Annotated in this window: 17 protein-coding genes and 1 riboswitch; of the genes, 3 read left to right on the top strand and 14 right to left on the bottom strand. The window is 69.0% G+C overall.

The window, feature by feature from the left end:
* Positions 1 to 26: 26 nt before the first annotated feature.
* The 4 genes from GFH48_RS28815 to GFH48_RS28800 form a co-directional block, all read right to left on the bottom strand.
* Positions 27 to 1,058 carry a C40 family peptidase gene (locus GFH48_RS28815; protein WP_153291022.1) on the bottom strand — a complete coding sequence of 344 codons (1,032 nt, stop codon included), beginning with the start codon at positions 1,056 to 1,058 and terminating at the stop codon, positions 27 to 29.
* A 284-nt stretch (positions 1,059 to 1,342) separates the two neighbouring features.
* Positions 1,343 to 2,383 (bottom strand): C40 family peptidase, encoded by a 1,041-nt coding sequence (locus GFH48_RS28810; protein ID WP_153291021.1) that lies wholly within the window; start codon positions 2,381 to 2,383, stop codon positions 1,343 to 1,345.
* A 445-nt stretch (positions 2,384 to 2,828) separates the two neighbouring features.
* Complete coding sequence (locus GFH48_RS28805) at positions 2,829 to 4,178, bottom strand: NYN domain-containing protein (protein ID WP_153291020.1); 1,350 nt, start codon at positions 4,176 to 4,178, stop codon at positions 2,829 to 2,831.
* 33 nt (positions 4,179 to 4,211) lie between these two features.
* On the bottom strand, positions 4,212 to 4,451 hold the full coding sequence (locus GFH48_RS28800; protein WP_153291019.1) for a hypothetical protein: 240 nt from the start codon (positions 4,449 to 4,451) through the stop codon (positions 4,212 to 4,214).
* Between the two features lie 130 nt (positions 4,452 to 4,581).
* Between GFH48_RS28800 and GFH48_RS28795 the strand changes: the two genes are divergently transcribed.
* Both GFH48_RS28795 and GFH48_RS28790 read left to right on the top strand, forming a co-directional pair.
* The gene (locus GFH48_RS28795) at positions 4,582 to 5,313 is read left to right on the top strand and encodes a rhomboid family intramembrane serine protease (RefSeq protein ID WP_153291018.1); all 732 of its coding nucleotides are present in this window, start codon (positions 4,582 to 4,584) and stop codon (positions 5,311 to 5,313) included.
* Positions 5,310 to 5,591 carry an Lrp/AsnC family transcriptional regulator gene (locus tag GFH48_RS28790; protein ID WP_148013620.1) on the top strand — a complete coding sequence of 94 codons (282 nt, stop codon included), beginning with the start codon at positions 5,310 to 5,312 and terminating at the stop codon, positions 5,589 to 5,591. The genes GFH48_RS28795 and GFH48_RS28790 overlap by 4 nt, the downstream gene beginning before the upstream one ends.
* Positions 5,592 to 5,791: 200 nt before the next feature.
* Here the strand turns inward: GFH48_RS28790 and GFH48_RS28785 are convergent, their stop codons facing one another.
* From GFH48_RS28785 to ctaE, 6 genes are all read right to left on the bottom strand, one after another.
* Positions 5,792 to 7,153, bottom strand: coding sequence for an aminotransferase class V-fold PLP-dependent enzyme (locus GFH48_RS28785; protein WP_153291017.1), 1,362 nt, complete (start codon positions 7,151 to 7,153; stop codon positions 5,792 to 5,794).
* A gap of 190 nt (positions 7,154 to 7,343) precedes the next feature.
* A riboswitch (SAM riboswitch) is annotated at positions 7,344 to 7,460 on the bottom strand.
* Between the two features lie 242 nt (positions 7,461 to 7,702).
* Entirely contained in the window at positions 7,703 to 8,767 is a 1,065-nt protein-coding gene (gene trpD / locus GFH48_RS28780) for an anthranilate phosphoribosyltransferase (protein WP_153291016.1), read from the bottom strand.
* A 141-nt stretch (positions 8,768 to 8,908) separates the two neighbouring features.
* Positions 8,909 to 10,546, bottom strand: a complete 1,638-nt coding sequence (qcrB, locus tag GFH48_RS28775; RefSeq protein WP_153291015.1) for a cytochrome bc1 complex cytochrome b subunit — start codon at positions 10,544 to 10,546, stop codon at positions 8,909 to 8,911.
* Positions 10,543 to 11,607 (bottom strand): cytochrome bc1 complex Rieske iron-sulfur subunit, encoded by a 1,065-nt coding sequence (gene qcrA, locus GFH48_RS28770; RefSeq protein WP_153291014.1) that lies wholly within the window; start codon positions 11,605 to 11,607, stop codon positions 10,543 to 10,545. Before qcrA ends, qcrB begins: the two co-directional genes overlap by 4 nt.
* On the bottom strand, positions 11,604 to 12,413 hold the full coding sequence (qcrC, locus tag GFH48_RS28765) for a cytochrome bc1 complex diheme cytochrome c subunit (protein ID WP_148013625.1): 810 nt from the start codon (positions 12,411 to 12,413) through the stop codon (positions 11,604 to 11,606). The genes qcrA and qcrC overlap by 4 nt, the downstream gene beginning before the upstream one ends.
* A 64-nt stretch (positions 12,414 to 12,477) precedes the next feature.
* Positions 12,478 to 13,098, bottom strand: a complete 621-nt coding sequence (ctaE, locus tag GFH48_RS28760) for an aa3-type cytochrome oxidase subunit III (RefSeq protein ID WP_148013626.1) — start codon at positions 13,096 to 13,098, stop codon at positions 12,478 to 12,480.
* A gap of 193 nt (positions 13,099 to 13,291) precedes the next feature.
* Between ctaE and GFH48_RS28755 the strand changes: the two genes are divergently transcribed.
* Complete coding sequence (locus GFH48_RS28755) at positions 13,292 to 13,693, top strand: response regulator (protein ID WP_153291013.1); 402 nt, start codon at positions 13,292 to 13,294, stop codon at positions 13,691 to 13,693.
* Between the two features lie 95 nt (positions 13,694 to 13,788).
* Here GFH48_RS28755 and GFH48_RS28750 read toward each other — a convergent pair whose 3' ends face one another.
* From GFH48_RS28750 to ctaC, 4 genes are all read right to left on the bottom strand, one after another.
* A complete protein-coding gene (locus GFH48_RS28750; protein WP_153291012.1) occupies positions 13,789 to 15,054 on the bottom strand; it encodes a L,D-transpeptidase in 1,266 nt (421 codons plus the stop codon).
* A gap of 155 nt (positions 15,055 to 15,209) precedes the next feature.
* Positions 15,210 to 15,608, bottom strand: coding sequence for a cytochrome c oxidase subunit 4 (locus GFH48_RS28745; protein WP_153291011.1), 399 nt, complete (start codon positions 15,606 to 15,608; stop codon positions 15,210 to 15,212).
* The gene (gene ctaD / locus GFH48_RS28740; RefSeq protein ID WP_153291010.1) at positions 15,605 to 17,341 is read right to left on the bottom strand and encodes an aa3-type cytochrome oxidase subunit I; all 1,737 of its coding nucleotides are present in this window, start codon (positions 17,339 to 17,341) and stop codon (positions 15,605 to 15,607) included. The genes GFH48_RS28745 and ctaD overlap by 4 nt, the downstream gene beginning before the upstream one ends.
* Positions 17,338 to 18,297: an aa3-type cytochrome oxidase subunit II gene (gene ctaC / locus GFH48_RS28735; RefSeq protein WP_153291009.1), complete on the bottom strand. Its 960-nt coding sequence runs from the start codon at positions 18,295 to 18,297 to the stop codon at positions 17,338 to 17,340. The genes ctaD and ctaC overlap by 4 nt, the downstream gene beginning before the upstream one ends.
* Between the last annotated feature and the right edge of the window lie 187 nt (positions 18,298 to 18,484).

The raw sequence follows: 18,484 nt of genomic DNA, 5'->3' as shown, positions 1-18,484 counted from the left end.
GATCGTACGGCGGTGGGGCGGCCCGGTCAGACCCGTGTCACGGACGAGATCGGCATCATGCCCACCGGGTCGTAGCGCACCGCGGCCCCCGGATAGGGCGCGTGGATCACCTGCCCGTTGCCCGCGTACATCGCCACATGACTGGCGTCCGACCGGTAGGTGACCAGGTCGCCGGGTCGTGCCTGGGAGAGCGGCACCTGGTGTCCGGCGTACCGCTGCTCCTGCGAGGTGCGCGGCAGACCGACCCCGGCTCGCGCGTACGACCACTGCATGAGGCCCGAACAGTCGAAGCCGCCGGGCCCGTTGGCGCCCCACACGTACGGGCGGCCGAGCGCGGAGCGGGCGGCGGCGAGGGCCGCGGCGGCACGCCCCGAGGAGGGCTCCTCGTCACCGAGGTCGGGGATGCCGTCGCGTCCGGAGCGCGAGGCCCGGCCGTAGGCGTCGCGCAGGGAGTCGGGCAGCGCGTTGAGCAGCCGCCGTGCCTCGGAGAGCTTCCGCTCTACGGTCCGTTTGTGGTGGGCGACGGCTCTGCTGCTCCGCTCCAGTTCGGCGAGTTTCGCGGTCGCCTCCTCCCGCTCCTGGGCGAGGTCGCGCATGGCGTGCTGGAGGTCGTCGAGTTCTCCCGCCTGGTGGGCGGTGATCCGGTCCAGCACGGCGGCCTTGTCGAGGTAGTCGGCCGGGTCGTCGGAGAAGAGCAGCGCGAGGGAGGGGTCGAGGCCGCCCGCGCGGTACTGGGCCACGGCGAGCGAACCGAGCGCGTCCCGCATCGTGTTGATGCGCTCCTGCTGGCGGGCGATCCGGTCCTGCGCCGTGCGCACCTCCTTGCGCAGCGAGCCGGCGCGTTCGCCGGCCTTGTTGAACGCCTCGGTGGCCTTCTCCGCCTGCGTGTAGAGGCGGTCCACCTCGGCCCGGGTGTCGTCCTGCGGTGCCGCGGCCGCCGGTACGGCACCGAGAGCGGCGGCGGCCACGGACATCACGGTGACGGTGATGCCGGCGATACCCGAGGCGCTGGCGCCCCGGTCGGACCCGGACGGTGCACGGCGGCGATGGGACCCCACGGTAGCCGCTCTCCCTTCCGCTGACGGTCCCCCGGAATCGGGGGAAACGCGGCAGACAGTAGCCGTGCGACTACGCACCGGCCAAAGACCTCGGAGGGCGCACAACGGGGCGCCCCGCCGGAGACGCAGGTCACCGACGGGGCGTGGGGTCAGCGGGAGTTACCGTGATTCGCCCGTTTGGGCGGGGTGGCGGGGACGTCCTCCGCCGGGCCGAGCGGATTCCCGGAGGAATCCGGAAGGCGAATCGACGGCGGATCGACGACGGGTGGGTCCGGAAGCCGGGATCAGACCCGGACGCCGAACTGGAACGCTCCGCCGATGGTGCTCATCGACTCGTAGCGGACGACCGTGCCGGTGCGCGGGGCGTGCAGCACCTGGCCGCTGCCCGCGTAGAGCCCGACGTGGTGCAGATCGCCGAAGAAGAAGACCAGGTCGCCGACCTGCAGATCGCTCTGCGAGTAGATGCGGGTGCCTATGGTGGCCTGCGACTCGGAGGTGCGGGGGATGGAGACACCGGCCTGGGCGTAGGCCCAGGAGGTGAGGCCCGAGCAGTCGAAGGAGCTGGGGCCGGTGGCGCCGTAGACGTACGGACGGCCGATCATGCCCTGCGCGGCGGCGTACGCGGCGCCGGCCCGCCCTGAGCCGGCCTTGCCGGGGCTGTTGAGGACCGTGCGCTCGCTGGCCCGGGTGGCACGCGACTGCTCCTCGTCGAGCGCCGCCTTCTCCTTGGCCGTCAGGGAGTTGAGGAGCTTCTGCGCGGAGGCGAGCTTGCCCTGGACTTCCTGCTTCTTCTTCTTGAGCTCGGCGCGGGTGTCGGAGAGGTCCTTGAGCTTCTCGGACGCCTCCTGACGCTGCTGGGCGAGCTCGCGCTGCTTCTCCTGGACCTTCTTCAGCGCCTCGACCTGCTGACTGCTCAGCTGGTCCATCGCGGACGCCTTGTCCAGGAAGTCGTCAGGGTCCGAGGAGAGGAACAGCGCCACGGAGGGGTCGATGCCGCCGGTGCGGTACTGGGCGCTGGCCATCGAACCGAGGCCGTCGCGCAGCTCGTTGAGGTCTTCCTGGCCGCGGGCGACGTTGTCCTGCAGGGTGCTGATCTGCTTCTGCAGCTTGTCCTGCTTCTCCTTGGCCCCGTCGAGCTTCTCGGTGGCCTTCTCCGCCTGCTCGTAGAGCGCGTCGACCTTCGCCTTGACCTCGTCCTTGCCCGGCTTCTCGCTGGGCGCGGCGTTGGCGGCGTTGGCGCTGAGGACCACGGCGGCTGCCGCGGCGGTGGTGAGCACGGTCACACGGGTGCGGCTCGGCTGCTTGGGTCGACGGTGGGACGCCACGAAGGCGAGCTCCTTCTTCCTCCAGCCGCCTGCCGAGACGCCGACGGGCGGTGCCCCTCCGCTGTCACTCCCAATGAGTGATCACCCGAGCGGAGGTTCGAGCCCAGACCCTAGTGACCTTCCTGTGATCAGTTCAAATCCAAACCTGAAAAATCTCGGTTACCGAGCGCATTCTTTGCACTCAACTCACGTGCAGTGATGTGTGATTGACACTACGTTGCGTGAAGGTCTCACCAAACAGGTCATCGCGCCCGGAGGTTACACATGGGACGTACGTGCCCTTTGAGGCGTAGGGCTCAGATCATTCCGAAGCGGCGGGTACCCCTCGGCCGACCCCGGCGAAGCCCCTTCGGCCGACCCCGCGAAGCCCCCTCGCACGACCCCGCGGGAACGCGCTCGGCCGCCCCCGGCGACACGCTCGGCCGGCCCGGCGGTACGCGCTCGACTACCCCCGCGAGAGGCGCTTCAGGAGCACCACGGAGGCGACCGGCCGGGCGCCCGCCTTGGCGATCCCGTCGGCCACCTCGCGGTCGGTGGAGACCACGATGACCGGCCGCCCGGGGGGCTCCGCGCGCACCAGCTGGCGGATCAACTCGTCCGCGGTGACCCCGGCTTTGGAGAACAGCACCCGCACCCCGCGCGGCGGCGCGAGCAGCACCGGCGCGGCCAGCTCCGCGCCGTCGAAGACACAGGTGACCTCGGCGCCGGTCTGCGCGGCGAGCTGCGAGAGCTGCCCGAGCAGCCGCAGCCGCTGCTTCTCCAGCGGCATCTGCGGATAGCCGGTCTTGGTGACGTTGTAGCCGTCGACCACCAGATGCGCCTGCGGCAGCGCGAGCAGCTGGTCGAGGATCGCGGGATCGTTCTCGGACAGCGCGCGGGCGGCGATGTCCTTGGGGGTCATCCGTCCCGGCTCCACCGCGTCCACGGTCTCGGCGGGCCGTACGGACACCGGTGGCAGGGCGAGTTCGCGCCGCAGCCCCTGCGCCGCGTCCAGCACGGTGTCCAGCAGCAGCCGGACGCGCATGTCCTCGACGCTGCGCCCCTCCCGGGCCGCCTTGCGGGTGGCCTCCAGGGCCGCCTCGGCCTCGGAGAGCCGTGTCTTGAGCCGCCGGCTCTCGCTCTCCGCCGCGGACACCTGGGCCTGCCCCTCGGCCCGCGCGGTGTCCGTCTCGGCCTGCAGCTTGCGCAGCGCGGCCTCGCCCCGCTTGACGTCGCTGAGGGCACCGCGCAGCTTGCGGTGCAGCGATTCCGACTCCTTCTTCGCGGACTCCAGCTCGGTGCGCAGCCGTTCGGTCTCGGTCCTGGTGTGCGCCCGCGCCTCGGCGAGCTCCTCACGCAGTCGCTCCAGCTCCGCGCGGCTCTCCTCGTCGGCGCGCTCGGCGTCCGCCCGCAGGGCCTCCTCGCCCGCGGCGGTCACCAGCTTCACCCAGCCCGTGGGGCGCAGCACATAGGCCGCGGCCGCCACGTCCAGCGGATCCGCGGCCGGGGGCGGCGCACCGGAGTCGAGGGCGTCGACGATCTCCGGCTGCGCCTCTCTGAGCTTCTCTCCGATGCGCTGCCGGAAGAGCGGGTCGGTCTCCAGCGCGGCGGCCATCGCGTTGCCGGCGAACTTCGCCCGCCGGTTCGGGGCGAACCGGGCGTACTGCCGCAGCTGGACCGGCAGTTCGGCGACGGTCAGACCACCGAACCCGTCGGAGACGATCTGTACGACACGGCGGCGCACGCCGTCGGGCAGCGGACGGTCGAGCACCTCGGCGGCGCCGTCGTCCGGCTCCCCGCCCGTGGTCTCCGCCATCGGTCGCTCCATCGTCCGTGCGGGGCCGCTCCCTCAGGAGCCGGCGCCCGGCCTGTCCACCAGTTCCACCTGATCCACCGCGTTGCACCAGCGACAACGCACCGACTCGATGGTCTCACTGACCACCTCGCGCTCCTCCACGCTCGGCTCACCGGCCAGGTCGAGGTGCACGTACTCGACGACCTTGGACGAGCGGGTCACGTCGAAACGCGTCAGATTGCCGCACAGGGTGCAGCGCCAGCGGGTCGCGGCGGTCGGAAGGGGAACCGTCATGTGGCAGTCGCTTTCCTTCTGGTGTCCGTGTGGCTCGTAACCCTACGGCCTGGCGGGTACTCGACGCTCGGCCGTCCACAGCGGCGAGGCACTCTGTGTGCATCGGTCCGGTTACGTCATGCTCTGCAACATGATCGGCAACTGGAGTACGACGGTCGGCAGGACGGTGCGGGCCCAGTCCGCGCCCGTGACGTACGGGCTGATCGTCGTGTGCTGCGTGATCTTCGTGATCGGCCCGGCGTCGGGGTTCAATCCGACCTACGGCACCGGGGACGCGCTGGTCGTCGCGCAGCGGGCCTACTTCCGTCGCTGGGGCGTGGTGCCCGCCGACCTGCTCAACGGGACTCCGGGCGCCCTGCTGACCCCCGCCACGGCCCTGTTCATCCACGGCAGCTGGCTCCACCTGCTGGGCAACATGCTCTTCTTCTACGTCTTCGGCGCCATGACCGAGGAACGCATGGGCCACTTCGAGTTCGCCCTCTTCTACGTCGGCTGCGGCTATCTCGCGCTGGTCGGTTACGCGGTCGCCAACTCCACCTCCGAACAGACCCTGGTCGGTGCCTCGGGAGCGATCTCCGCGGTCCTCGGAGCGTTCCTCTACCTGTTCCCCAAGGCCCGGGTGACCAGTCTCTTCCCGTTCCTCTTCTTCCTGCCGCTGCGCTTCCCCGCGTGGATCGTGCTGCCGTTCTGGGCGGCGCTGCAGTGGCTGGCGGCGGGCCGCAGCCCCTCGGGGCCCGGGGTCGCCTATCTGGCTCATCTGGTGGGCTTCTCGCTGGGCTTCCTCTACGCGTGGGTGCGCTTCCGGCGGCCGACTAGAGTGAAAGTCCCAGCAGCGGCCCCCGAGGGAGAAAACCAGCCGTGATCACCGCGATCGTGCTCATCAAGACCAGCGTGGACCGGATCCCCGAGATCGCCGAGTCGATCGCCGCGCTGGACAGTGTCAGCGAGGTCTTCTCCGTCACCGGTACGTACGACCTGATCGCCATGGTCCGGGTCAAGGCCCACGACGACCTGGCGGACGTCATCCCGGGCAGCATCAGCAAGATCCCGGGGGTCGAGGGCACCGACACCCACGTCGCGTTCCGCACGTACTCGCAGCACGACCTCGAAGCCGCGTTCGCGATCGGCCTGGACTCCTGACCCACCGCGCGGCCTGAGGGCCACCGCTCGGGGCCACGGCCCGGGAGTCACCATCCGGGGGCCGCCCCCGGGCGCCCAGCGAGGGGCGCAGGCTGACGGGCGCGGCGGGCCACGTGACCGGCCACGCCACTCACCCGGTCCCCCACTCCACCCTGCCCCGCCTCATCCGCGCCGTGACGCGCCCTCCGCGGCCGCCGGTGTCAGACCGCGGGCACGCAGCGACCGCCCTCGGTCCGGTAGCGCCACTGCGCACCGTCGCGTACGAGCTCCTTCACGGCGCGCACGAAGCGCTCCACGTGCTCGTCCGGGGTGCCGGCTCCGAAGCTGACGCGGATCGCGTTGAGGGACTTCTCGCCGGGCGCGGCCTCGGGGGCCCCGCACTCGCCCTGGGTCTGCGGGTCGCTGCCGAGGAGCGTGCGCAGAAGCGGGTGCGCGCAGAAGAGACCGTCGCGCACCCCGATGCCGTACTCGGCGGAGAGCGCGGCCGCGAAGTGCGAGCTGTTCCACCCCTCGACGACGAACGAGATGACGCCGACCCGGGGCGCGTCGTCGCCGAACAGGGACAGCACGCGCACGGCGGGCACCTCGGCGAGCCCCTCCCGGACCGTGCGGATCAGGTGCCGCTCACGGTAGACGATCCGGTCGAAGCCCTCCTCGGTGAGCGCCTTGCAGGCGGCGGCGATGGAGTAGGCGCCGATGACGTTGGGGGACCCCGCCTCGTGCCGGGCCGCGCTCTCGTGCCACTCGACATCGACGCCGCCGTCCGCGCGCCGGGCGACCTTGCGGCTGGCGCCGCCGCCGGCGAGGTACGGCTCGGCCTCGCGCAGCCAGTCGGAGCGGCCGGCGAGGACTCCGGAACCGAAGGGCGCGTACAGCTTGTGCCCGGAGAAGGCGACCCAGTCGACGTCGAGGTCACGGACGGACACCGGCCGGTGCGGGGCGAGCTGGGCGGCGTCCAGGACGATCCGGGCGTCGTGGGCGTGCGCGGCGGCGGCGAGCTCGCGCACCGGCCACAGCTCACCGGTGACGTTCGAGGCGCCGGTGACGCAGACGAGGGCCGGTCCCCGGGGATCACGGCCGGCGAGGGCGCGCTCCAGGATCGCGACGGCCTCCCCCGGGCCGCGGGGCGCGTCGAGGTACGTGACCCGCGCGTCCTGCCACGGCAGCAGCGAGGCGTGGTGCTCGGTCTCGAACACGAAGACCTGGCATTCGGCCGGAAGGGCGGCGGCGAGCAGGTTGAGCGAGTCGGTCGTCGACCGGGTGAAGACGACCTGGTCGTCCTCGCGGCAGTCCAGGAACTCCGCGACGGTCACGCGGGCGTTCTCGAAGAGGTCGGTGGACAGCTGCGAGAGGTAGCCCGCCCCGCGGTGCACGCTGCCGTAGTACGGGGCGTACGCGGCGACGTCGTCCCAGACGCGCTGGAGGGCCGGGGCGCTGGCGGCGTAGTCGAGGGCGGCGTACGTGACCTCCCCGCCGGTGACGAGCGGGACGCTCACATCACGGCCCAGAACGGGCAGCGGGGCACATACGGACCGGTCGGCGGCAACGGTGGAGACAGACATGGCGCACTCCTGTGAGAGGCAGGCGAAAGCACCGCGCGAGCGGGGGCGTACGGAGGTACGCGCGGGCGGCTCGGCGCAGGTGAGGGTGAGAACAAGAAGGGGTGTGCGGAGGCGGGGCTCTACGCCCTAGCGCATTCGCTTGCTCACAGAGGGCTCCCTCGAACGACCAGGACCCCTGGGATTCTCGAGGGGTCCGCGCTTGCCGCAGACCTCGCTGCCTACGGCCTGGTCTTCACCCGGGGCACCCCGCCACGGACGGAGGGTTGCCGGACAGCCGGCCGGGGCCTGATGGCTGTCGCTCATGACCTGATACCGCATCCTGCCACACGATCTTGCCGACGCAACCCCAGCGTCCACATACCGGTACGCGCCCCAGCCGCGGCTACCCGGCCCGTCCGTACTCGGGGGCTGCCGCCCCCGGACCCCCGCATCGGCCTCACGGGCCGTGTCCCCGATCGCCGGACGGGTCGATGGTGCGAGCCCGCGCCGGCGATCTCCAGCCCGTCCGGCGTTCGAGGACGAGTCCTTCGGGCGGATGCCGTGGGCGGGCTACGCGTTGGTGGCCGTCACCCAGCGGTCCAGGACACCGCGCGCCGCCCCGGAGTCGATGGCCCCGGCCGTCTTCACCATCGCGACCCGGAGCTGGTCCACCAGGGACGCGTCCGTCGGGGACAGCGCCACCAGCGCGGCCGCCGCGTTCAGCACCACGGCGTCCCGTACCGGCCCCGTCTCACCGTCCAGGACACGGCGGGCGACCTCCGCGTTGTAGGAGGCGTCGGCACCCCGCAGGGCCTCCACGGGCACGAGGTCGAGCCCGACGTCCCGCGGATCGAACCGCTCCTCGGTCACCTTGCCGTCCCGCACGACCCAGACCCTCGACGTCGCCGTGGTGGTCAGCTCGTCCAGCCCGTCGTCACCGCGGAAGACCAGCGAGGAGTTGCCGCGCTCGGCGAAGACGCCTGCCATGATCGGCGCCATCCGGGCGTCCGCGACACCCACCGCCTGCGCCCTCACCCGCGCGGGGTTGGTCAGCGGGCCGAGGAAGTTGAAGACCGTCCGGATCCCCAACTGCCCGCGCGCCGCGGCGACATGACGCAGCGCCGGGTGGAACTTCACGGCGAAGCAGAAGGTGATCCCGGCCTCCTCGGCGACCTCGGCCACCCGCTTCGGCGTCAGCTCCAGGTTGACGCCGAGCTTTCCCAGCACGTCCGAGGCACCGGATGCCGAGGACGCGGCCCGGTTTCCGTGCTTGACGACCTTCGCGCCGGTCCCGGCCACCACGATCGACGACATCGTGGAGATGTTCACCGTCTTCGCGCCGTCACCGCCGGTGCCGACGATGTCGACGGTCTCGCCCGGGACCTCGATCACCTTGGCGTGCTCGTACATCGTGCGGACCAGGCCGGTGATCTCCTCGACCGTCTCGCCCTTGGCCCGCAGCGCCACCACGAAGCCGGCGATCTGCGCGTCCGTCGCCTCGCCGCTCATGATCCGGTCCATCGCCCAGGCCGTGTCGTCCGCGCTCTGGTCCCGGCCGTCGAGCAGGCCGTTCAGTACGGCGGGCCAGGAACGGCCCGCCGCGATGTCGCCTCCAGCGGGGGTCACAGCACTCATATGCCGCTCCTGGGTTCGTGGACAGGTACAAGCAGGGTCCACCCTATCCAGCCCCGGGCACGGCAAAGAGCCCCCGTCCGGGCAATGGACGGGGGCTCCTGCCGTGGCGATCAGTGGGACCGGTGAGAACCGGCCAAAGGATCAGTGGTGACCGTGGCCGCTCGTGATCTCCTCGTACTCCTCGACCGTGGGCTTGGGGATCTGGCTGTTCTCCCCGTAGAAGCCCTTGCTGAGCTTGGCCCGCAGTCGCTGCGCGCCGTTCACCTTGCGCTCCACACCGTTCTCGTCGACCACCGGGCCGATCTGGGCGGGCTGGTACTGCTCGTGCGCGGTGAGCGTGTGCAGGGCCTCCTGGCCGAGCGGCTCGTGCACCTCGATGAACTCACCGTGCGGCAGGCGCTTGATGATGCCCGACTCGCGGCCGTGCAGCACCTTCTCCTTGTCGCGGCGCTGGAGGCCGAGGCAGATCCGCTTGGTGGCGATGAAGACGAGCACCGGCACGACGAAGAACGCGATCCGGACGAACCAGGTGATCGAGTTGATCGACAGGTGGAAGTGCGTGGCCCAGATGTCGTTGCCGCCACCGACCAGCAGGACGAAGTACCAGCTGATCCAGGCCGCGCCGAAGGCGGTACGGGTCGGGACGTTGCGCGGGCGGTCCAGGATGTGGTGCTCGCGCTTGTCGCCGGTGACCCAGGACTCGATGAACGGGTAGACCGCGATCGCGACCAGGACCAGCGGGAAGATCACCAGCGGGATGAACACACCCAGGACGAGCGTGTGACCCCAGAAGTTGATCTCCCAGCCCGGCATGACACGGATCAGGCCCTCGGAGAAGCCCATGTACCAGTCCGGCTGGGCGCCCGTGGACACCATGTCGGGACGGTACGGGCCGAGCGACCAGATCGGGTTGATCGAGGCGATCGCCGCGATGGCCGCGATGGCACCGAAGACCAGGAAGAAGAAGCCTCCGGCCTTGGCCATGTAGACCGGCAGCAGCGGCATGCCGACGACGTTCTTGTTCGTCTTTCCGGGGCCCGCGAACTGCGTGTGCTTGTGGTAGAAGACCAGGATCAGGTGGCCGACGACCAGGCCGAGCATGATGCCCGGCAGCAGCAGCACGTGCACGGAGTAGAAGCGGGCCACGAAGTCGCCGCCCGGGAACTGACCGCCGAAGAGGAAGAACGAGAGGTACGTGCCGACGATCGGCACGGACAGGACCGCGCCCTCCATGAAGCGGACACCGGTGCCGGAGAGCAGGTCGTCCGGGAGCGAGTAACCGGTGAAGCCGGTGAACATGCCCAGGACGAACAGCAGGAAGCCGAACAGCCAGTTGACCTCACGCGGCTTGCGGAACGCACCCGTGAAGAACACGCGCATCATGTGCACGAACATGCCGGCGAGGAAGATCAGCGCCGCCCAGTGGTGGATCTGCCGGATCAGCAGACCACCACGCACCTCGAAGGAGATGTGCATGGTCGAGTTGAACGCCTCGGACATCAGCTGACCCTGGAGCGGGACGTAGCTGCCGTGGTACTCCACCTCGTTCATCGACGGGTGGAAGAACAGCGTCAGGTACACACCCGTGAGGATGATGATGAGGAAGCTGTACAGGCAGATCTCACCCAGCATGAACGACCAGTGGTCGGGGAAGATCTTGCGCATGTTGGCCTTGGCCAGGGAGTAGATCCCCAGGCGGCCGTCGGCCCAGTCGGCCACCCGCTCACCGGCGGGCGCCTTCTCGCGCGAGCGCGAGTCGGAGGTGGTGGTAGTACTCATCCGCGCTCCCAGAAGGCAGGACCGACGGGCTCGTCGAAGTCGCCGAGCGCCTCGAGGTAGCCCTCGTCGTTCACACCGATGCGCAGCTGCGGCAGGGCATGACCGGCCGGGCCGAAGATCACTCGGGCACCGTCGGAGAGGTCGAAGGTGGACTGGTGGCAGGGGCAGAGCACGTGGTGCGTCTGCTGCTCGTACAGGGAGATCGGGCAGCCGACGTGGGTGCAGATCTTCGAGTACGCCACGATGCCCTCGTGCGACCAGGCGAGCTCGCGCTTGTCCTTGATGTTGTCCGGCTGGAGCCGGACGATCATCACGGCCGCCTTCGCGATCTCCTGCTGGAAGTCCTCGTCGTTCTCCTCGAGGCCCTCGGGCTTGACGAAGGTGAGCGAGCCGACGGCGATGTCGGAGGGACGCAGCGGCTCGTTCGTGTTCACGTTGACGAGCAGCTTGCCCTTGGACCAGATGGTGTGGCGCAGCTTGGTTCCCGGCAGCGGACCGAGGTCGCGCAGCAGCATGACGCCGGAGAGCGGGAACAGGGCCAGCGCGCCGAACATCGTGGTGCGGATCAGCTTGCGGCGGCCGAGCGCGGACTCCTTGGCACCCTGCTTGAAGTCGGCCAGGACCTTGGCCTTGACCTCGGGCTCCGCCTCGATCGGGTGACGCTCGTCGGCGATCTCCACGTCGGACATCAGGGTGCGGGCCCAGTGGACCGCACCCGCGCCGATCGCGAACAGCGCCACACCGAGCGTCATACCCAGCGCGAAGTTCAGCGCGCTGATGTGCCCGAGCGGGAAGACGAAGATCGACTTGTCGTTCGGGATCGTCACGTACGACGCGATGAAGGCCACGGTGGCCAGCATCGACAGCGTGAACAGCATCGCGACCACACGCTCGGACCGCTTGGCGGCCCGCTCGTCGATGTCCTGGATGCGGTGCTCGTGCGGCGGCAGTCCCGGGTCCGCGAACGGGTTGTCCTCGTTCGCGACGGCTACTGCGCCGTGACCGTGCTCGTCGGCCCGCTCAGCGGGCAGGTTCTCTTCTGGAATGTCTTGGCTACTCATGACTTCTTGGCCTTTGCGGTCCGAGCGGCGACCCAGACGGCGACGGCGACCAGGGCGCCAAGACCGAAGATCCAGCCGAAGAGGCCTTCACTGACCGGCCCGAGGCCGCCCAGTTCGAGACCGCCCGGGCTCTCGGTGTTGTCACCGTTGACCGCGTCGAGGTACGCGATGATGTCCTTCTTGTTCTTCTCCGACAGCGTGGTGTCGGGGAAGGAGGGCATGTTCTGCGGGCCGGTCTGCATGGCCTCGTAGATGTGCTTGGGGTCGACACCCTCAAGGCTCGGCGCGAACTTGCCGTGTGTCAGCGCGCCGCCCTTGCCGGTGAAGTTGTGGCACTGCGCGCAGTTGGTGCGGAACAGCTCGCCGCCCTTGGCGATGTCCGCACCCTCCGGGCTGACCTGGCTCTTCGTCGGGACCGTGGGACCAGCGCCCAGCGAGGCGATGTACGCCGCGAGCTGGTCGATCTCGGCCTGCGAGTAGATGACCTTCTTGCGCGGGATCTGAGCGCCCGGCTGCTGGGCCGGCATACGGCCGGTGCCGACCTGGAAGTCGACCGCCGCGGCGCCCACACCCACCAGGCTCGGCCCGTCGGAGGAGCCCTGACCGCCGGTTCCGTGGCAGCTTGCGCAGCCCACGGAGTAGAGCTTCTTGCCCTCGTCGATGGCAAGGGACTGGGCGGTGGTGTCGGCCTGCGCCTTGCTCGCGGGTGCGAACGCGGCGTACAGCCCCCCGGTGGCCGCCAGCGCGAGGAGTAGGACGACGACCGCCGCCAGCGGATGGCGTCGTCGTGCGGAGAGCTTTTTCACGGATTACCCCGGTGTCAGGATCTTCTGCGTCGATGCTTCTGGATGTTTCGGGCTGCGGGCCCGATTACTTGATCATGTAGATCGTGGCGAAGAGGCCGATCCAGACCACATCGACGAAGTGCCAGTAGTAGGACACGACGATGGCGGCGGTCGCCTGCTCGTGAGTGAACCTCTTGGCCGCGTAGGTGCGGCCGAGGACCAGCAGGAAGGCGATGAGTCCGCCCGTCACGTGCAGGCCGTGGAAGCCGGTGGTCAGGTAGAACACCGAGCCGTACGGGTCGGAGGAGAGCGAGAGCCCGTCCTTCTTGACCAGTTCGGTGTACTCGAAGATCTGACCACCGATGAAGATCGCACCCATCACGAACGTGACGGTGAACCACATCCGGAGCTTCTTCACGTCCCCGCGCTCGGCGGCGAACACGCCGAGCTGGCAGGTCAGGGAGGAGAGCACCAGGATCGTGGTGTTCGTCGCGGAGAACGGGAAGTTGAGATGGCCCGCCATCTCCTTCCAGTGATCCGGTCCGGTCACCGATCGCAGGGTGAAGTACATCGCGAAGAGGGCCGCGAAGAACATCAGCTCGGAACTCAGCCAGATGATGGTTCCGACGCTGGTGAGGTTCGGTCGATTGACCGACGGGTGCGCGTGCCCGGTTTCTACTGTCGTTGCTGTCGCCACGACCGACATTATGTCGGTCGCTTATCCCGCCCTCACCCCGGGGGGTGCCGTTCGGGGTGTCTGTGGGGTGTGTCCAGCCCGTATGGCCCATCGAAGCCCTGTCCGAACCGGTGTTGACGAGGTGTGTGAAGGAGTAGCATCCGCGCCATCGGTACCAGGAGTTGCCGACCAATGCGGTGCTTCTCAGATGCGTGGAGGAACAATGCAGCCGACCGCCACGGTGCTGGTCTACAGTGACGACTCCAACACCCGGGGGCAGGTGCGGCTGGCGACAGGCCGCAGACCGGCCTCCGACGTTCCCCAGGTCGAGTTCATCGAGTGCGCGACGCCCGCCGCGGTCCTGAAGGAGCTGGACAGGGGCGGCATCGACGTCTGTGTGCTGGACGGTGAGGCCGTTCCGATGGGCGGCATGGGAGTCTGCCGGCAGATCAAGGACGAGGTCTTCAACTGCCCGCCCGTCCTGGTGCTCATCGGGCGCCCCCAGGACGCCTGGCTCGCCACCTGGAGCCGCGCGGACGCCGCGGTGACGCTGCCGGTCGACCCGGTGGAGTTCGCCGCCTCGCTGGCCTCTCTCCTGCGCCGCAAGGCCCTGCTCGGCGCCTGAGCGCGCGGCGGGCGGTCCGCGGCGGCCGCGGGCCGTCCGGGGCCCGGCACGCCGTCTCCCGCGCCCCCGCGGGGGCGCGGGGCCGCGGCGCCGTCTCACACGGACTCGGGACGCAGGCGCGCCTTCTCGGCCACCGGCGGGCCGTCGGGGGTGCCGCCCATCAGGGCGCTGCCGTTGCGCCAGCTCGCCCAGGAGACGTTCCAGTCGCCGAACCCGTTGTCGAACGCCGCCATCTGGGCGCCGTTGGAGTTGACGACCTTCACGATGTCGCCCACCCGCACGTGGTTGAAGAACCACGCCGCGTTGCTGGTGCTCATGCCGGTGCAGCCGTGACTGACGTTGGCGTATCCCTGGGAGCCCACGGACCAGGGCGCCGCGTGGACGTACTCGCCGCTCCAGGTGACCCGGGTCGCGTAGTACACGGGCAGGTCGTAGGAGTCGGCGGAACCCTCGGCGATGCCGACGGTGGTACCGCGCATCCGTACGAGGTACTCCTTGCTGAGCACCACCTTGACGCCGTTGCGCGTCTCGAAGCCGGGCTTGCCGGTGGTGATGGGGATCTTGTTGATCACCGCGCCGTTCTTGTACACCGTCATGACGTGGGTGCCGGCGTCCGTGAGGGCGACGAACTGGTCGCCGATGGTGAGGGTCAGGGGCTTCGCGTCGCCGCCCCAGAGCCCGGCGCCGACCTTGACGCCCTTGAGGTTGCTGTGCGCCTGGATGGTGGCGTGGGCGGGCCAGTACTCCTTGGGGCGGAAGTGCAGGGTCTTGTCGTCCACCCAGTGCCAGCCGCCTTCCACGGCGGGCGTCGAGTCCACCCGCAGGGCCCGCTCGACGATCGTACGGGCGGCCTTGTCCTTGACGGGGGCGCTGAGTTGGGCGGTGACGGGCTGTCCGACGCCGTACTCGCCCGCGTCGGGCCCGAAGGTGACGCCGAGGGTCTTCTTGGCCTTGGGCGTGGTGGTGTCGAAGCCGATGGACTTGCGGCCCTGGGCGCCGTCCTCGTCCTCGGTGCTCACCTGCACCGTGTAGTGGGCGCCCGCGGCCAGCGCCGAGGTGCTGTGCCAGCGGGTGCCGTCGGCGGCCAGCTCGCCCGACACGTACCGGCCCGTCGCGTCCGTGGCCGTCACATCGGTGATGCGCTCGTCGTCATCCTTGACGGTGATTTCGAGCGGCTTGTCCGGGTCCACCTTGCTGCTGTCGCCTTCGACCGGACCGTTGAAGGAGATCAGGCCCGCCGCGTCGTACGGCTTGGCCGCCAGCGGATGACTGTTTGAGCCGCAGGCGGTCGTGGCCGCGCCGAAGGCAACCACCAGCGTGGCGCAGCTGACGACCGTGCGGATTCGCGGTGAGTGGTTCATGGCTTCACGCTATGAACGGCCGGCCGTGACGGCACGGCGGGTGGGCCGACCGGGGGACATCGGACGCGACACGCAGAGAACCCGGACCCTCCTGACGGAGTGTCCGGGTTCTCTGGTGTAAAGGGTGTCCCGCGTGTGGCGCGGGCCGCCGTGTCCTACTGGGTGCGGTTCGCGCCGTGGTAGAACTCGAAGACCCAGCCCCACAGGCCGATCAGGAGCAGCGGGGCCGAGAAGTACAGCAGCCACCAGCCGAAGATGACGCCCATGAACCCGAGCGCGCCACCGATACCGAGCGCGAGCGGCTGCCAGCTGTGCGGGGCGAAGAACCCCACCTCACCGGCCTCGTCCGCGACGTCGGCCTCCTTGTTGTCCTGCGCCAGCTGGTCGACCCGCCGGGCCGTGAAGGCCAGGTAGTAGCCGATCATGACGCTCAGGCCGAAGCCCAGGAAGAGCGCCGTGGTGCCGGCCGGCTCCTTCGACCACAGGCCGTACACGATGGCCATGATCAGGATGAAGAGCGCCAGCCAGAGGAACATCTTGCCTTGGACCTTCACTTGCCGGCCTCCTTGCCGCCGGCCAGCGCCGCCGAACCGTGACCGGCGTTCTCGAGCTGGTCGAGAGCGGCGATCTCCGGGTGGTGCAGGTCGAACGCCGGGGATTCACTGCGGATCCGCGGCAGGGTGAGGAAGTTGTGGCGCGGCGGCGGGCAGGAGGTCGCCCACTCGAGCGAACGGCCGTAACCCCACGGGTCGTCCACCTCGACCTTCTTGCCGTACTTGGCGGTCTTCCACACGTTGTAGAGGAACGGCAGGATCGACAGTCCGAGCAGGAACGAACAGATCGTCGAGAACGTGTTGAGGGCGGTGAAGCCGTCGGCCGCGAGGTAGTCGGCGTAACGACGCGGCATGCCCTCGGCACCCAGCCAGTGCTGGACGAGGAACGTGCCGTGGAAGCCCACGAACAGCGTCCAGAAGGTGATCTTGCCGAGCCGCTCGTCGAGCATCTTGCCCGTCATCTTCGGCCACCAGAAGTGGAAGCCGGAGAACATCGCGAACACCACGGTGCCGAACACGACGTAGTGGAAGTGCGCCACCACGAAGTACGAGTCGGAGACGTGGAAGTCCATCGGCGGCGAGGCCAGGATGACGCCCGTCAGACCGCCGAAGGTGAACGTGATGAGGAAGCCGGTGGCCCAGAGCATCGGTGTCTCGAAGGAGAGCGAGCCCTTCCACATCGTTCCGATCCAGTTGAAGAACTTCACGCCCGTCGGTACGGCGATGAGGAACGTCATGAAGGAGAAGAACGGGAGCAGTACGCCACCGGTGACGTACATGTGGTGCGCCCACACGGTCACGGACAGGCCGGCGATCGCGATGGTCGCGCCGATCAGGCCCATGTAACCGAACATCGGCTTGCGCGAGAACACCGGGATGACTTCGGAGATGATTCCGAAGAACGGCAGGGCGATGATGTACACCTCTGGATGGCCGAAGAACCAGAAGAGGTGTTGCCAGAGCAACGCTCCGCCATTTGCCGCATCGAATACGTGTGCCCCGAATTTTCGATCCGCCTCCAGGGCGAACAGGGCCGCCGCCAGGACGGGGAACGCGAGCAGCACCAGAACCGCGGTGAGCAGCACGTTCCACACGAAGATGGGCATCCGGAACATCGTCATGCCGGGAGCGCGCATGCAGATGATGGTGGTGATGAAGTTGACCGCGCCGAGGATCGTGCCGAAGCCGGAGAAGGCCAGACCCATGATCCACATGTCGGCGCCGACGCCGGGCGAGCGGACCGCGTCCGAGAGCGGCGAGTAGGCGAACCAGCCGAAGTCGGCCGCACCCTGCGGGGTGAGGAAGCCGCCCACGGCGATCATCGAGCCGAAGAGGTACAGCCAGTACGCGAACATGTTCAGCCGCGGGAACGCCACGTCGGGCGCGCCGATCTGAAGCGGCATGATCCAGTTCGTGAAGCCGGCGAACAGCGGCGTCGCGAACATCAGCAGCATGATCGTGCCGTGCATCGTGAACGCCTGGTTGAACTGCTCGTTCGACATGATCTGCAGACCGGGCCGCGCCAGCTCGGCGCGCATGAGCAGCGCCATGACGCCGCCGATGCAGAAGAACGCGAACGACGTGACCAGATACAGCGTGCCGATCGTCTTGTGGTCAGTGGTGGTGAGCCACTTGATCACGACGTTGCCCGGCTGCTTGCGCCGCACCGGCAGCTCGTTCTCGTACGAGTCGTCGGCGTCCGCGGCACCCTGGGGTTCGTTGAGGATGCTCACAGGTTGTTCGTCTCCCGGTTCTTCTCGTGGCCCGTCTGCTCAATGCCGGCCGGGACGTAACCGGTCTGTCCCTCTGCCGCGAGCTGCTTGAGGTGGGCCTCGTAGCGCTCGGGCGAGACGACCTTCACGTTGAAGAGCATCCGGGAGTGGTCGACGCCGCACAGTTCGGCGCACTTGCCCAGGAAGGTGCCCTCCTTGTTGGGGGTCACCTGGAAGGAGTTGGTGTGGCCCGGGATGACGTCCTGCTTCATGAGGAACGGCACCACCCAGAAGGAGTGGATGACGTCACGCGAAGTGAGGACGAAGCGGACCGTCTTGCCCTTGGGGAGCCAGAGGGTCGGACCGGGGTTGTTCGTCTGCGGGTTCCGCTCACCCGGGGTGCCGGTGTCGTAGACACCGCCGGCGTTCACCGGGAAGGCCTTCTTGAACCGGTCCGGAATGGCGTCCAGGTTCTTGTCGGTCTTCGCGTCACCGGTGACACCAGGGACGTTCTCGATGTAGTTGAAGCCCCAGCTCCACTGGTAGCCGACCACGTTGACCGTGAGGTCGGGCTTCTTGTCGAGGCTGAGGAGCTTCGTCTCGTCGCGGGCGGTGAAGTAGAACAGCACCGAGACGATGATGAGCGGGACCACCGTGTACAACGCCTCGATCGGCATGTTGTACCGGGTCTGCGGGGGAACTTCGACCTTGGTGCGGCTGCGCCGATGGAAGACGACGCTCCACAGGATCAGACCCCAGACCAGCACGCCCGTGGCGAGCGCGGCCGCCCACGAGCCCTGCCAGAGGGAGAGGATCCGCGGAGCCTCCTCCGTGACCGGGGTGGGCATACCAAGGCGGGGAAAGTCCTTGTATGTGCAACCGGTGGCGGTCGCCAGGACCAGGCCCGCAGTCATTGCCTGCAGCAGCTTCCGCCGCATCGGGCGCCGCGGCGAGCGGTCGGAGCCGTTGGGACTCACGTAGCGCCTTCCCGAGAGTCTCGCCCGCGCTGGTTGGCTACGGCCCTTCTCGCTGGTCGCTCGCCGCCCTGGCACACGGGCAGGGGTTTGGATGTTTATGCGGACCAAACCCTACTGGACGCTATTTGAGGTCGCGCGGGGAGGGTGCCCAACGCGCCGCCCGACTCCCCGAAGGAGTGTCGTTTCG

The organism is Streptomyces fagopyri, assembly GCF_009498275.1.
GTDB classification, from domain to species: domain Bacteria; phylum Actinomycetota; class Actinomycetes; order Streptomycetales; family Streptomycetaceae; genus Streptomyces; species Streptomyces fagopyri.
Note: the sequence above shows the minus strand (reverse complement) of the source record. Positions and strands in the feature narration are given on the sequence as shown.

Excerpts from the sequence above, each read along its gene's own strand:
- GFH48_RS28750 (WP_153291012.1), bottom strand. The coding sequence starts at position 15,054 with ATGAACCACTCACCGCGAATCCGCACGGTCGTCAGCTGCGCCACGCTG.
- GFH48_RS28785 (WP_153291017.1), bottom strand. The coding sequence starts at position 7,153 with ATGTCTGTCTCCACCGTTGCCGCCGACCGGTCCGTATGTGCCCCGCTG.
- GFH48_RS28795 (WP_153291018.1), top strand. The coding sequence starts at position 4,582 with ATGATCGGCAACTGGAGTACGACGGTCGGCAGGACGGTGCGGGCCCAG.
- ctaE (WP_148013626.1), bottom strand. The coding sequence starts at position 13,098 with ATGTCGGTCGTGGCGACAGCAACGACAGTAGAAACCGGGCACGCGCAC.
- trpD (WP_153291016.1), bottom strand. The coding sequence starts at position 8,767 with ATGAGTGCTGTGACCCCCGCTGGAGGCGACATCGCGGCGGGCCGTTCC.
- qcrA (WP_153291014.1), bottom strand. The coding sequence starts at position 11,607 with ATGAGTAGCCAAGACATTCCAGAAGAGAACCTGCCCGCTGAGCGGGCC.
- GFH48_RS28800 (WP_153291019.1), bottom strand. The coding sequence starts at position 4,451 with ATGACGGTTCCCCTTCCGACCGCCGCGACCCGCTGGCGCTGCACCCTG.
- GFH48_RS28755 (WP_153291013.1), top strand. The coding sequence starts at position 13,292 with ATGCAGCCGACCGCCACGGTGCTGGTCTACAGTGACGACTCCAACACC.
- GFH48_RS28805 (WP_153291020.1), bottom strand. The coding sequence starts at position 4,178 with ATGGCGGAGACCACGGGCGGGGAGCCGGACGACGGCGCCGCCGAGGTG.
- qcrB (WP_153291015.1), bottom strand. The coding sequence starts at position 10,546 with ATGAGTACTACCACCACCTCCGACTCGCGCTCGCGCGAGAAGGCGCCC.